This is a genomic window from Thiorhodococcus mannitoliphagus (assembly GCF_010915725.1).
GTDB lineage: Bacteria > Pseudomonadota > Gammaproteobacteria > Chromatiales > Chromatiaceae > Thiorhodococcus > Thiorhodococcus mannitoliphagus.
The window spans coordinates 35,576-48,092 of the sequence record NZ_JAAIJR010000033.1 but is presented as its reverse complement, the minus strand read 5'-3'; the positions used below and the strand labels follow the sequence as shown (position 1 = coordinate 48,092).

At 61.9% G+C, this 12,517-nt stretch carries 9 protein-coding genes; 5 read left to right on the top strand and 4 right to left on the bottom strand.

Going from position 1 to position 12,517, the window contains the following annotated elements:
- Positions 1 to 111 precede the first annotated feature (111 nt).
- Positions 112 to 648 (bottom strand): DsrE family protein, encoded by a 537-nt coding sequence (locus G3480_RS10200; RefSeq protein WP_164653784.1) that lies wholly within the window; start codon positions 646 to 648, stop codon positions 112 to 114.
- 124 nt (positions 649 to 772) lie between these two features.
- A complete protein-coding gene (gene aceA, locus G3480_RS10195; RefSeq protein ID WP_164653783.1) occupies positions 773 to 2,077 on the bottom strand; it encodes an isocitrate lyase in 1,305 nt (434 codons plus the stop codon).
- 286 nt (positions 2,078 to 2,363) lie between these two features.
- On the opposite strand from aceA, the gene pdxH reads away from it, so the two are divergent.
- Both pdxH and G3480_RS10185 read left to right on the top strand, forming a co-directional pair.
- Positions 2,364 to 3,014, top strand: a complete 651-nt coding sequence (pdxH, locus tag G3480_RS10190) for a pyridoxamine 5'-phosphate oxidase (RefSeq protein ID WP_164653782.1) — start codon at positions 2,364 to 2,366, stop codon at positions 3,012 to 3,014.
- 157 nt (positions 3,015 to 3,171) lie between these two features.
- Positions 3,172 to 6,435: a sensor domain-containing protein gene (locus G3480_RS10185; protein WP_164653781.1), complete on the top strand. Its 3,264-nt coding sequence runs from the start codon at positions 3,172 to 3,174 to the stop codon at positions 6,433 to 6,435.
- Between the two features lie 35 nt (positions 6,436 to 6,470).
- On the opposite strand, the gene G3480_RS10180 is transcribed toward G3480_RS10185, so the two are convergent.
- On the bottom strand, positions 6,471 to 7,511 hold the full coding sequence (locus tag G3480_RS10180; RefSeq protein WP_164653780.1) for a cytochrome-c peroxidase: 1,041 nt from the start codon (positions 7,509 to 7,511) through the stop codon (positions 6,471 to 6,473).
- 488 nt (positions 7,512 to 7,999) lie between these two features.
- On the opposite strand from G3480_RS10180, the gene icd reads away from it, so the two are divergent.
- Positions 8,000 to 9,259, top strand: a complete 1,260-nt coding sequence (gene icd, locus G3480_RS10175; protein WP_164653779.1) for an NADP-dependent isocitrate dehydrogenase — start codon at positions 8,000 to 8,002, stop codon at positions 9,257 to 9,259.
- Between the two features lie 108 nt (positions 9,260 to 9,367).
- Here the strand turns inward: icd and G3480_RS10170 are convergent, their stop codons facing one another.
- Positions 9,368 to 9,574: a cold-shock protein gene (locus G3480_RS10170; RefSeq protein WP_164653778.1), complete on the bottom strand. Its 207-nt coding sequence runs from the start codon at positions 9,572 to 9,574 to the stop codon at positions 9,368 to 9,370.
- 285 nt (positions 9,575 to 9,859) lie between these two features.
- Between G3480_RS10170 and clpS the strand changes: the two genes are divergently transcribed.
- Positions 9,860 to 10,183: an ATP-dependent Clp protease adapter ClpS gene (gene clpS / locus G3480_RS10165; RefSeq protein WP_164653777.1), complete on the top strand. Its 324-nt coding sequence runs from the start codon at positions 9,860 to 9,862 to the stop codon at positions 10,181 to 10,183.
- A gap of 68 nt (positions 10,184 to 10,251) precedes the next feature.
- Positions 10,252 to 12,513, top strand: a complete 2,262-nt coding sequence (gene clpA / locus G3480_RS10160) for an ATP-dependent Clp protease ATP-binding subunit ClpA (protein ID WP_164653776.1) — start codon at positions 10,252 to 10,254, stop codon at positions 12,511 to 12,513.
- The last annotated feature ends 4 nt before the right edge of the window (positions 12,514 to 12,517 follow it).

Below are 12,517 nucleotides of genomic sequence, written 5' to 3'. Positions count from 1 at the left end.
GCGAGCGATGCCGCCCGAAATCCCCCCTAGCCCCCCTTTGCGAAAGGGGGGAAGTTGTTGATGGACGCTTTCTTAGCCTTGACAACTGGCAGCTGGCGCACCCCTTCACGGCTAGAAGTCGATGACCTTATCGGAGTAGAGGAACAGCTCATGCACCTGCTGGGCGTTGCCGATGGCGCCATCGGTCGGCGCCGTAATGCCCCGCGCGGCGGCGCAGAGCCCGCAAACGAGCACCCGACCACCCAGTCCCGTATAGCCGGCCAAGATATCGCTCAACGGCATGGGCCCGGATTGGGTCATGCAGTCCGTCGCGCTGAAGTCATTTGCCGGATTGACCAGCTCGACTCCGCCCAGGGTCGGAAACAGCGTCACGTCCCGTGCAGGTTCGACATCGACGCTGGCGCCATTCACGCTCAGGGTGCTCATCATCAGGTTCATGCCAATCTGCAGCGCAACGCAGGCTGCCTCGGGATCCTCGAGCGGGTCCGTCTTGAGTGCGATCGCAACCGATTGACCGCGCGCCTTGGGCAGCTCCCAAGGCTGATCGTTCCAGGGCCGTCGTGGCGGCTGAGCATCCACGACGAGCGTGGCCGACAAAAGCGTCAGAAGCGTGATCGCGGCGAAACCTCGAATGTGGGCGCGGACCATAAAACACCTCTCTTATACCTTTGATTTGAAATGGTAGGGCACATCAAAGCTAGCAGAGGGAGAGGCGATTACAAGCGAGTCTCCGAACACGGCGCGGGGGGCCCAGGGCCGCCCGTCGACGCGACTAGAACTGCTCCTCTTCGGTCGAGCCGGTCAGCGCCGTGACCGAGGAAGTGCCGCCCTGGATGACGGTGGTGACATCGTCGAAGTAGCCGGCACCCACCTCCTGCTGGTGGGAGACGAAGGTGTAGCCCTTCTCGCGCGCCTCGAACTCCGGCGCCTGGACCTTTTCGACGTAGTGACGCATACCCTCGCCGCGGGCGTAGTCGTAGGCCAGGTCGAACATGTTGAACCACATGTTGTGGATCCCGGCCAGGGTGATGAACTGGTACTTGTAGCCCATGTCCGCCAGCTCGTCCTGGAAGCGGGCGATGGTGCTGTCGTCCAGGTTCTTCTTCCAGTTGAAGGAGGGCGAGCAGTTGTAGGCCAGGAGCTTATTCGGATTCTGCGCGAGCACCGCCTGGGCGAACTCACGGGCGAAGCCGAGGTCCGGCGTGCCGGTCTCGCACCACACCAGGTCGGCGTAGGGCGCATAGGCCAGACCGCGGCTGATGGCCTGCTCCAGGCCGTTCTTGACGCGGTAGAAGCCGTCATCGCTGCGGGCGCCGGTGACGAAGGGGCGATCGTTGTCGTCAACGTCGCTGGTCAGGAGGTTGGCGGCCTCGGCGTCGGTGCGGGCGAGCAGCAGGGTCGGCACGCCCATGACATCTGAGGCCAGGCGCGCGGCGACCAGCTTTTGCACCGCCTCGCGGGTCGGGACCAGCACTTTACCGCCCATGTGGCCGCACTTCTTGACGGCGGCGAGCTGGTCTTCGAAGTGCACGCCGGAGGCGCCGGCGCCAATCATGTTCTTCATCAGCTCGAAGGCGTTGAGCACACCGCCGAAGCCGGCCTCGGCATCCGCTACGATCGGCAGGAAGTAGTCGACGAAGCCCTCTTCACCGGGCTCGATGCCCTTGGCCCACTGGATCTCGTCGGCGCGCTTGAAGGTGTTGTTGATACGCCGCACCATGGTCGGGACCGAGTCGTAAGCATAGAGCGACTGGTCCGGGTACATGGTCTCGGAGGTATTGCCGTCGGCCGCGACCTGCCAGCCGGAAAGATAGATGGCCTCGATACCGGCCTTGGCCTGCTGCATGGCCTGACCGCCGGTGATGGCGCCCATGCAGTTCACGTAGCCCTTCTTGGCATCGCCGCGAACCAGCTTCCACAGCTTCTCGGCGCCGCGTTTGGCATAGGTGTGCTCCGGCTGAACCGAGCCGCGCAGTCTCACCACGTCGGCGGCGGAGTAGCCGCGACTCACGTCGGTCCAGCGGGGATTTTCTGCCCAATCCTGTTCGATGGCCTTGATTTGATCTTGGCGGGTCATTTGCAATGCTCCTCTCGTGGTTATATTTGGGGCCGCGCTTGCCCGTCTTTCCGGCTCTAGGTACCGGGTCTCAGTGGCTTCTGAACGACAGCGAGACAGCGGGTGATTGACCATGTAACTTGGTCTTGGCGCAAAAACCTACCTAGAGCGTGAGCATTTGACGAGTCAATTATCCTAATTTTCTCTATTGCTATTGACAATTTTCAATGAATAATCTTGATCTTAGGTACTGCATGATTGAGTGCGCTCAGCCACCTCTGCGCACCACCGCTGCGCGAGAGTCGGCATGAACGCCAACCCAGCCGAGCTGAGACGCGCGCTCATGGAGCACGGCCTCGCCCATCACGAGCTAAGCCCCAGCCCGATCGAACAGTTCCAAGACTGGTACGAGCTGGCACTGAGCACCGACCTGCCAGAGCCGAACGGCATGACGCTCTGCACCGTGGATGCCGACGGCCAGCCATCGGCGCGAACCGTGCTGCTGAAGCTTTATGACGCGCGCGGCTTCGTCTTCTTCACCAACTATGAGAGCCGCAAAGCCAAGGAGATCGAGCAGAATCCTCGGGTCGCCCTGCTCTTTCCCTGGGTCGCACTTGCCAGGCAGGTGCAGATCACGGGGCGGGCTGAGCGCATCTCGACCACAGAGTCGCTCAGCTACTTCGCGACCCGCCCGCGCGGCAGTCAGATCGGCGCCTGGTCATCGCCGCAGAGCCAGGTGATCAGCTCGCGCTCCATCCTCGAGGGCAAGGTGGCGGAAATGGCCCGCAAGTTCGCCAAAGGCGAGATCCCGCTTCCGGATTTCTGGGGTGGCTATCGCGTGATTCCGCGGATGATCGAATTCTGGCAAGGCCGCGAGAGCCGCCTGCATGACCGCTTCCGCTACATCAGGAGCGACGACCGCGCCGACGAATGGTCGATTGAGCGGCTAGCGCCTTGATTGACAGGCGCCCTGGAGCACCGCGACCCCAAGCGAGCGTGGATCAAGATGCCCCGCGCCCGGCTTGAGATGCACGCACCGAGCTCAAGGACTAGATTTTCCCGTCCACGCCTCCGATACTGGGGCCAAAGCGCGGAACGGAATGGAAAGCAAGGACATGACCTCGGGCAGCGAACTGGAGCCCGCCAAAGATGCAGCGGCGGCCCCCTACTCTCTTCACTGCGGAGACCTCTTGGGCGAGGCGATCATCTTGGCCTTGGATACCCAAGGCCGCATCCGATGCATCAATCGCAAGGGCTGTCAGCTATTAGGCCAACCTGAGACTGAGCTGATCGGCCGCAACTGGGTCAGGCACTGCCTGCCACCGGACGCAGACCCCGAGGCAGCCCGCCAGATCCTACGCGCGGCGCTGTGCAACCGGATCGACGGACACGCCTATTCGCTCGTCCCGATCATGACAGGGACGGGCGAGACACGCATCGTTGCCTGGCACAACAGCCCCCAGATCGATGCCACTGGATGCGTCGTGGGCATGCTGAGCACGGGTATCGACATCACCGAGCGGACCCCAAGTCAGGTGCAAACCATCGAGCGCACCTTGCGGTCCTGGCCCCTGCTCCACGCCGACCCCGCGCTGATCTGGGCCGCGGACGCCACCATGAACGGCGACTTCTTCAGCCCTGCCTGGCTGGAGTTCACTGGCCGCTCACTCGAGCAAGAGCGCGGACAGGGATGGATGGAGGCGATCCATCCGGAAGATCGCCAGCACTGCCTCTCCGCCTGCCACCATGCCTGCGAGCGACGCGCCCCGCTCATTGTGGAATGCCGACTGAGACGCCATGACGGCGAGTATCGCTGGCTCCAGAGCCACACTATCCCGAGCTTCGACAGCGAGGGGCGCCTCATGGGCTACGTCGGCTCCTGCTTGGACATCACGGCGGCCCGCATGGCTCGGAAACCTTCGGCCAGCGAGACCACCTATCAGCAAACCTTATTGGACAATCTGCCCTTCGCCGTCTGGCTCAAGGACACCGAGGGAAGGCTCCTAGTGGTCAATCGCGCCCTCGCCGACGCGGTCGGTGCGGCCAGCCCGGCCGAACTGATCGGCAAGACCGACTTCGACCTCTATCCACGCGAGGTTGCCGAGCGCAATCGCGCCGAAGAGCAGGCACTGCTGAGAGGCCGCGCGATGACAGCGCGCGAAGAGTCGAGCACAGAGGCAGGCGAACTGCAGTGGCGGGAGACCTGCAAGGCACCGGTCGTCGATGCGCAAGACGCGCCGCTCGGCACCCTCGGCTTCAGCCTCGATATCGGCGAGCGCAAGCGCAACGAGCAGGCGCTGGCGAGGCATCGCGAGCGTCTCCAGCTGCTCCTCGATTACACCCCCATCGGGATCTGGATGCTATCGCCATCCGGAGCACTGGAGTTCGTCAACCGCACCCTGTGCGACGCCATGGGCATCAGCGAGGAAGATTGGCTCGCGGCCCACCATTACAGCGATCTCATTCCAGCGCCCTTCGACGCCGAGCAGCGCGCGTCCGACGCGCAGGCCATGGCCGAATCCGGGGCGGTCGTGACCCAGCAGCGACTGCCGTTCGCCGACGGACAGTTGCACGACCTGCGCGTCATCAAGTGCGTCAAGCGCGACACCAGCGGCGAGCCCGTGGCGCTGGTTGGCCTCTGCATGGACATCACCGAAGAGCTTCGCAAAGAGGCCGCGCTGCGCGCAAGCGAAGCCAAATTCCACACCATGGTCGACTGCACCTACGACTGGGAGTACTGGACCCTGCCCGACGGGCGCTTCTGCTACATGAGCCCGTCGGCCGAGCGCTTTACCGGCTACAGCGTCGCCGACTTCTACGCCAACCCCGGCTTGCTGGACGCCATCGTCTCTCCCGAGGATCACGCGGTTTGGCAGGCTCACCTGCCGACGCACGCGGAAACCTGCGGCCATAAAGACATCAGCGAGGTCGAGCTGCGCATCCTCAAGAAGGACGGCAGCACCCTCTGGGTCAATCATCGCTGCCGCCCCGTCTTTAGCGACGACGGCGACTATCAGGGGCGCCGTGTCACCGTCAGCGACATCCAAGCCCGCAAGGAGGACGAGGCGCAGATCCGCAGCCTTGCCTATTTCGACGCCCTGACCGGCCTCCCCAACCGCAGGCTGCTGCTCGATCGACTTGGCCAGGCGCTGGTCGCCAGCAGCCGCAACCAGCGCTACGGCGCACTGCTGATGCTGGACCTGGATCACTTCAAGGCATTGAACGACACCAGGGGCCACGACGCGGGCGACCGGCTGCTAGTGGAGGTCGCGCAGCGCATCACCCGCGCCCTGCGCGAGCTTGACACCGTCTCGCGCCTTGGCGGCGACGAGTACGTGATCTTGCTGGAGGAGTTGGCCCACGAGGAAGAGAAGGCCGCGACCGAGGCCGAGCTGGTGGCCGAGAAGATCCGCAACGCGCTCAACGAGCCTTACGACGTGGTGCCGGGCGAGCCCTTGCACCATTGCACGCCGAGCATCGGTGTCGCCCTCTTCCGCGGTCAAGAGGAGTCCATCGAGACCCTGCTCAAACAGTCCGACGTAGCGCTCTATCAAGCGAAGGACGCAGGGCGTAACACCGTGCGCTTCTTCAGCCCCGAGATGCAGAGCGCCATCGAATCGCGTCTCGCGCTGGAGCAGGCGCTACGGCGGGCGCTGCAAGAAGGAGAGTTGAGACTCTACTTCCAGCCGCAAATCAATCAGTACGGGCACTACATCGGGGCCGAGGCCTTGTTACGCTGGCACAGTCGTGCAATGGACACCTTGATCCCGCCCATGCAATTCATCCCGCTCGCAGAGGAGACCGGCCTCATTGTTGGATTGGGGCAATGGGTCGTCCGCGAGGCCTGCCGCCAGCTCAAGGCTTGGGAGGCACGCACAGAGACGCGCAAGCTTCAACTCGCCATCAATGTCAGTGCCAGCCAACTGCGTCAGCCCGACTTCGTCCATGAGGTAAAAGGCTGCCTCCTCAACTCAGGCGCCAACCCAAAGCGCCTCAAGCTCGAGCTGACCGAGAGCGCCTTTCTCGTCAATACCGACCAGGTCGACGAGCAGATGCAGCAGCTGCGCAAGCTGGGCGTGAGCTTCTCCCTGGATGATTTCGGCACGGGCTTCTCGTCGCTCTCCTATCTCAAACGCCTGCCCTTCGATCAGCTCAAGATCGACCAGGCCTTCGTCCGCGACGTCACCACCGATCCCAACGACGCCGCCATCGTCGCGGCCATCCTCGCCATGAGCCGGTCGCTGGGGCTGGAGATCATCGCCGAGGGCGTCGAGACCGAGGCGCAGCGCGACTTCCTGCTCAAGAACGGCTGCCACGGCTTCCAGGGCTATCTGTTCGGCAGACCCGCGCCGATCGAGGATCTGGCGCGGGTCTGGTAGCCCCCGGCCAGCGGTCGCTGGCCGGGGGTGAGGTTTCAGAGCTGCGGGCGGGGTGTATCGCGGGTCTCAGCGGGGAGGACGGGGTACTGGACAGTGGGAACATCGCCCGTGAGAGACTGCAGGAAGGCGACGATCTTTGCTGCCTCTTCGTCATTGATCTCGGTGCCGAGCTGAGCCGTACCCATGACGGCAACCGCCTGCGTCAGGTCCCAGACCTGACCCGAGTGGAAGTAGGGTGCCGTGACGGCGACGTTGCGCAGCGGCGCAGCGCGGAAGACGTACTCATCTGAGGCCGAGTGCGTGACCTGGAAGCGGCCCTTGTCGTCCGGCGGGAGAATGTCCGCGCCCGGTCGCTTGATCAGACCGAAGGGGAAATAGCTCTGCCCGCCCACGTTGACGCCGCTATGACAGGAGGCGCAGCCGCGATCGACGAATAGGGAGAGGCCCTCTTTCTGCTCGTCCGTCATGGCCGCGTCGTCACCCGCCATGAACTTATCGAAGGGTGCATTGGGCGTCACCAAGGTGACCTCGAAGGCCTCGATCGCCTTGGCCATGTTGTCGAAGGTCACTGGATCCGCTTCACCTGAGAATGCCGTGCCGAAACGCTCCACATACTCAGGCATGCTCTTCAGCGTGGTCACGACCTGCTCGGGTTTGTTCGCCATCTCCACCCCGGCCTGAACCGGCCCCTTGGCCTGCTCCTTGAGATCTTCGGCACGACCGTCCCAGAACTGCGCAACATTGAAGACCGCATTGAAAACAGTCGGGGCATTGCGCGGCCCCTTCTGCCAGCCATGGCCCACGGATGTCGGGAGATTGTCATCTCCGCCGGTACCCAGGTTGTGGCAGGTATTGCAGCTGATGATACCGCTAGCCGAGATGCGCGGATCGAAGAAGAGCATCCAGCCCAGTTCGATCTTCTCTGGGGTAACGGGGTTGTTGGCCGGCTGCTGCAGCTCTGTGGGCAATGCCTGCAAACCGGCCTCGGTCGCCTTTTGGCGCAGCGCTTCATCCGAAGCGGAAACCGAGGCAGCGATCAAGGCCGTGCTGGCCAAGGCAAGAGCGGACGCTCTCATCGGGGGATCTCCTTTTTAGAGTGGTGATTCGCACATCGCAGAGTCGCAAATATAAGCATTTGCGAATGAGCCAATGCACAGACCCAACCCTATAAAGGGCGCGGTCAATGCGCCAATCTGGAGTTTCTATCAGAACGATCGGAAGATTCGATAGAGGCACTCAGTCGCGCGGGCGTCCCTAGGAGCCTGTCCGACTTGGGGGGATCGAAGCGAGGAAGTGGGAGAGCGAGGCCATTTCGTTCCGGTTTTGAGGCGCATAGTGGTTCTATGTAACGAAAAAGCGGGGCGAAAGGGACCGTTCTCCCGATTCCGCAGCCGATTCATCCTAAGTCGGACAGGCTCCTAGAACCCGCAGCGCGACCAGAGCGGGCAGGGGTGTGTCACTCGAGTGGTTGTCGCGGGCAGGTCGGGCAAGCAAGAGCGCCTGCGCAATGCAAATCAGAAATGATAGCATTGGCGTATTTTAGTGACCGAAGAGAATACCGCCCATGCCGTACGACAAGATCCAAGTTCCTGCTTCCGGCGAGAAGATTAGCGTCAACGATGATTTCTCGCTCAACGTCCCCGACAAGCCCATCATCCCCTACATCGAGGGCGACGGCATCGGGGTCGACATCACTCCGGTGATGCGTGCTGTGACGGATGCCGCCGTCGCCAAAGCCTATGGCGGCAAGCGCGAGATCCAGTGGATGGAGATCTACGCCGGGGAGAAATCGACGCGGACCTATGGCGAGGACGTCTGGCTGCCTGACGAGACGCTCGAGGCCGTCAAGGATTTCGTCGTTTCGATCAAGGGGCCTCTGACCACGCCCGTCGGCGGTGGTATCCGCTCGCTCAACGTCAAGCTGCGCCAGGAGCTTGATCTTTACGTCTGTCTGCGCCCGGTGCGCTACTTCAGTGGGACACCGAGCCCGCTCAAAGAGCCCGAGCACACGGATATGGTGATCTTCCGCGAGAACTCGGAAGACATCTATGCCGGCATCGAGTGGCAGGAAGGCACCCCCGAGGCGAAGAAGATCATCGACTTTCTCCAAAAGGAGATGGGCGTCACCAAGATCCGCTTCCCGGAGACCTCGGGTATTGGTATCAAGCCCGTCTCAGAGGAAGGGACGCATCGTCTGGTGCGCAAGGCGATCCAGTACGCGATCGACAATGACCGGCCCTCGGTGACCCTGGTTCACAAGGGCAACATCATGAAATTCACCGAGGGTGCCTTCAAACAATGGGGCTATGAGCTGGCGAAGTCCGAGTTCGGCGCGACCGAGCTGGAAGGCGGTCCCTGGTGTACCTTCAAGAACCCCAAGACCGGCCGCGACATCGTCGTCAAGGATGTGATCGCCGACGCCTTCCTGCAGCAGATCCTGCTGCGCCCTAAGGAGTACGCGGTGATCGCGACCCTGAACTTGAACGGTGACTACATCTCGGATGCGCTCGCCGCGCAGGTCGGGGGCATCGGCATGGCGCCGGGCGCGAACATCTCGGACAGCGTCGCCATGTTCGAGGCAACGCACGGCACGGCACCCAAATACGCCGGCAAGGATCAGGTCAATCCCAGCTCGCTCATCCTCTCGGCGGAGATGATGCTGCGCCACATGGGCTGGGCCGAGGCCGCCGATCTGGTCATCAAGGGTGTCGAGGGCGCAATCGCCGCCAAGACCGTGACCTACGATCTGCACCGTCTGATGGACGGTGCGACCAAGCTCAGCTGCTCCGGCTTCGGGGAGGCCGTCGTCGACAAGATGTCGTAGGGCAAACGAAAGCGGCAGAGCCAAGGGCTCTGCCGCTGAGGTCCTACCGATCGATTCTAAGTTCGTTTTGGCGGCGCTCTGACTGCCGGTGCTTTGACGGAAATCGCCTTAGCTCACACGATGCACATTGGCGGCGTGTAAGCCTTTTGGGCCTTCGCTGAGTTCGAACTCGACCTTTTGTCCTTCTCGCAGTGTTTTGTAGCCCTCCATGTCGATCGACGAAAAGTGGACGAAGACGTCCTCCTCCCTTCCGTCGGGCTGCACGAAGCCGTACCCCTTGGCGTTATTGAACCATTTCACGACACCGGTGATCATTGTCGCACTCCTCCTACCTCTACGGGACTCTTGTTGGTGGTCGTTATAGTCGCCTGGCACCCTGCCTTGAATCCAGCGGGCGGTACCACAACTCCGTAGTATAGTGAGTTGATTTCGCTGGTCAAACTGCCCCCCCTTGAATCTCCGTGCGGCTTCTGCTTGGGTACTCGGGTGTGTGGTCTAGGGTGAGGCGATGGCGGTGCTCGCAGTGGCGACTCTAGGCCCCCGCACAAAGGCGTTGGAGGTGCATGGCGCACTGATGAACTATGACTAGAATCCGAGATCATGAGCAACGATATACCTAGCGAGGAACGAGAATCTGGACTAACGGTCCAAGAGGCCCGTCCTAAGCTGAAACGACCGCCCTTATATAAGGTTTTGCTGCTGAATGACGATTACACGCCGATGGAGTTCGTGGTGCTCGTGCTCGAAGTTATTTTCGGCATGAATCGCGAGAAGGCGACGCAAGTCATGCTTCACGTCCACACACGCGGCGTTGGGGTTTGCGGTGTTTTCACGAAAGACATCGCCGAGACGAAGGTCGCGCAAGTCAACGACTACGCGCGCAGTCATCAGCATCCACTCATGTGCACCATGGAAGAGGCATAGGTGACGGCAGTTGACCTATAGGCGCGAGAGTGATAACGGTTCCGTAAACCCACCCTTGGAACAGGCCGATGCTGAGCAAAGAACTTGAATTCACGCTTAACCGAGCCTTCAAAGAGGCGCGTGTGAAGCACCACGAGTACATGACAGTGGAGCACATGCTGCTCTCGCTGTTGGACAATCCGACGGCCGCCAAGGTGCTCCGCGCTTGCGGGGCGGACGGCGAGCGGCTGCGTCGCGAGATCTCAGCCTTCATTGATGAGACGACGCCGATCATCCCCAACACCGAAGAGCGGGACACCCAACCGACGCTCGGCTTTCAGCGGGTGTTGCAGCGCGCGGTCTTCCACGTGCAGTCCGCCGGTAAGAAAGAGGTGACCGGGGCCAACGTGCTGGTGGCGCTGTTCAGTGAGCAGGATTCGCAGGCGGTCTATCTACTCAACCAGCAGGACGTGACGCGTCTGGACGTCGTCAACTTCATCTCGCACGGCATTTCCAAGGTGCCCGGTGAGAGTCAAGAAGACGATTCGCCCGGCGACGCCGAAGAGATGCGTGGTGAGGAGAAAGAGGGCTCAAGCCCGCTTGAGAGCTTCGCCACCAACCTCAACGAGATGGCCCGTCAGGGCCGCATCGACCCGCTGATCGGGCGCGCACCCGAGGTGGAGCGCACCATCCAGATTCTCTGTCGGCGTCGCAAGAACAACCCCTTGTTCGTCGGTGAGGCCGGGGTCGGCAAGACCGCCATTGCGGAAGGACTGGCCAAGAAGATCGTGGATGCCGAAGTCCCCGAGGTGCTCAACGACGCCGTAATCTACGCGCTCGATCTGGGCGGCCTGGTTGCCGGGACAAAGTACCGCGGCGACTTCGAGAAGCGCCTCAAGTCGGTGCTGGCGCAGCTCAAGCGTCAGCCTCATGCGATCCTCTTCATCGACGAGATCCACACCATCATCGGTGCCGGGTCCGCCTCTGGCGGGGTCATGGATGCATCGAACCTCCTCAAGCCGGTCCTCGCCTCTGGAGACCTGCGCTGCATCGGTTCGACGACCTATCAAGAGTACCGCGGTATCTTCGAGAAGGACCGAGCGCTGGCGCGTCGTTTCCAGAAGATCGATGTGGAGGAGCCGTCCGTCGAGGAGACTTTCGAGATTCTGAAGGGGTTGAAGTCACGCTTCGAGGAGCACCACCAGGTCAGCTATACCAACCCAGCGCTGCGCGCGGCCGCGGAACTCTCTAGCCGCCACATTAATGATCGCCATCTGCCGGACAAGGCGATCGACGTGATCGACGAGGCTGGTGCCAATGTGCAGCTCAGGAGTCCGGCGAAGCGCAAGAAGCGTATTGACGTCTCTGACGTCGAGGCGATCGTCGCCAAGATGGCGCGCATCCCGCCGAAGCGCGTTTCGGCCTCTGATACCGAATCGCTCAAGAGCCTCGATCGCGACCTCAAGATGGTCGTCTATGGGCAGGATCCAGCCATCGATGCCCTGAGTTCCGCGATCCGCATGAATCGTTCTGGGCTCGGCGTGGAAGAGAAGCCGATTGGATCCTTCCTCTTCACGGGGCCTACGGGTGTCGGTAAGACCGAGGTGACGCGGCAGCTCGCGCGCATTTTGGGGATGGAGCTGTTGCGCTACGACATGTCTGAGTACATGGAGCGTCACACGGTCTCGCGGCTCATTGGCGCACCGCCGGGATACGTCGGCTTCGACCAAGGCGGTCTCCTAACGGAGGAAATCAACAAACACCCGCATGCGGTCTTGCTGCTTGACGAGATCGAAAAGGCCCACCCGGATGTCTTCAATCTGCTCTTGCAGGTGATGGATCACGGTACCCTGACGGACAACAACGGCCGCAAGGCAGACTTCCGTAACGTGGTTCTGGTCATGACGACCAATGCGGGCGCGGAAGAGACCTCGAGGCGCTCGATCGGCTTCACCGAGCAGGATCATGCCACCGACGGGATGGAGGCGCTCAAGCGGTACTTCTCGCCAGAGTTCCGCAACCGCCTGGACGCGATCGTTCAGTTCGGTCCGCTCGGCGAGGAGACGATCCGCAGCGTGGTCGACAAGTTCATTTTCGAACTCGAGCAGCAGCTCGAAGAAAAGAAAGTGCATCTCACCGTCGACGAGGATGGCCGGAATTCGCTCGCCGAGACCGGCTATGACCCGAAGATGGGCGCAAGGCCGATGGCGCGGGTGATCCAGCAACGCATCAAGAAGCCGTTGGCCAATGAGCTGCTGTTCGGTGATCTGGTGAACGGCGGCTCGGTGCGCGTCTTCATGAAGGACGGTGCCTTCGCGTTCGAAATCAACGGCGTCGAAAAGGATCTCTAAGGAT

Coding starts and splice junctions, on each gene's coding strand:
- G3480_RS10200 (WP_164653784.1), bottom strand. CDS start 648: ATGGTCCGCGCCCACATTCGAGGTTTCGCCGCGATCACGCTTCTGACG.
- aceA (WP_164653783.1), bottom strand. CDS start 2,077: ATGACCCGCCAAGATCAAATCAAGGCCATCGAACAGGATTGGGCAGAA.
- pdxH (WP_164653782.1), top strand. CDS start 2,364: ATGAACGCCAACCCAGCCGAGCTGAGACGCGCGCTCATGGAGCACGGC.
- G3480_RS10185 (WP_164653781.1), top strand. CDS start 3,172: ATGACCTCGGGCAGCGAACTGGAGCCCGCCAAAGATGCAGCGGCGGCC.
- G3480_RS10180 (WP_164653780.1), bottom strand. CDS start 7,511: ATGAGAGCGTCCGCTCTTGCCTTGGCCAGCACGGCCTTGATCGCTGCC.
- icd (WP_164653779.1), top strand. CDS start 8,000: ATGCCGTACGACAAGATCCAAGTTCCTGCTTCCGGCGAGAAGATTAGC.
- G3480_RS10170 (WP_164653778.1), bottom strand. CDS start 9,574: ATGATCACCGGTGTCGTGAAATGGTTCAATAACGCCAAGGGGTACGGC.
- clpS (WP_164653777.1), top strand. CDS start 9,860: ATGAGCAACGATATACCTAGCGAGGAACGAGAATCTGGACTAACGGTC.
- clpA (WP_164653776.1), top strand. CDS start 10,252: ATGCTGAGCAAAGAACTTGAATTCACGCTTAACCGAGCCTTCAAAGAG.